The sequence below is a fragment of the Methylobacterium sp. WL12 genome, assembly GCF_008039475.1.
Lineage (GTDB): Bacteria > Pseudomonadota > Alphaproteobacteria > Rhizobiales > Beijerinckiaceae > Methylobacterium > Methylobacterium cerastii.
The window spans coordinates 1-1,063 of record NZ_VRUW01000215.1 but is presented as its reverse complement, the minus strand read 5'-3'; the positions used below and the strand labels follow the sequence as shown (position 1 = coordinate 1,063).

Annotated in this window: 1 pseudogene; it reads right to left on the bottom strand. The window is 66.4% G+C overall.

What is annotated here, in order from left to right:
• Positions 1-715: pseudogene (locus FV226_RS27570) on the bottom strand (ISL3 family transposase); the annotation flags it as partial.
• Positions 716-1,063: the final 348 nt, after the last annotated feature.

Genomic DNA, 1,063 nt, shown 5'->3' with positions numbered 1-1,063 from the left:
GAGATGCCATCGGTCTGCGACCTGAACGGCATCGGGCGCACCCATGGTGGTCCCACGCGCATATTCGGTCGAGCGATCCCGTGCCACGACCTGGATCTGCGGGTCTCGCCGGAGCCGAGCCGCCGGCGTCGCGGCCGAACGATCCGGCAGCAGGTCGATGGGACGGCGGCGTTCGAGGTCGACCAGGATGGTGCCGTAGGTTCGGCCCTTGCGCAGGGCCCCATCGTCGACACCGACGATGATCGGTTTGGATCGGGTCGGCAGCGGCCATTTGCGGATGTCACGCAGCAGTGTCGTGGCACGGGTCGGCATCGCCAGGTGCGGCAGCAGCCTTGGCCAGGTGCGGCAGCAGCCTTGCGGCGGGCGTGGCACCGAGCGCCAGCGCGGTCCGAACCTGGGCATCGGCCAGCCGGCGGGTCCTCTGAGCGTAGCGGTCGAGAAGGCGGGGCAGACGTTCGGCGAAGGTCCGACGCGCGCAAGCAGGATCGTGGCAGTAGAAGCGCCGGATCGTCAGGGTCAGACGCACCGCCTGACCGCTCGTCGGTAGGTCGGCGGGACGCCGGTGATAGCGACTATGCACTGACCGGCTGACCGTACGACAACCTGGGCAACGGGCATGATCGCGCTTCGCTTGAGCGGTAATGCGAAGGGCCGTGCTCTCCGCACGCGTCACGTGGAGAACGCGACAACCGGGGATGTAACAGAGAAGGGTCATGCCCTGATCTGAGAATCCCTGCCCGGTTCAGCCAGGAGCTACCTCCCAGCACCCCAAGCCGACCCAATCCACCAAACTTGGCGAAGAGCCACTTTCCAGGGGGAAGGCCACACAAGGTCACCGGGGTGAGGGCAGCCATCGAGGCGGCCGGCGCACGCTCGCTCTACCTCCCGGCCTATAGCCCGGACTTCAACCCGTGTATGGATGGCTCCTGCGGGTCATGTATGGATGGCTCCTGCGGGTCAAGGATGTCGGATCGGTTCGGGTGAACTGGTCGGTTGCGGCCATGTATACGGCGTCTGATCTGCAGCGGGATCGCTGCGCGCCCTGATGAAGTCCGCTTGGAGA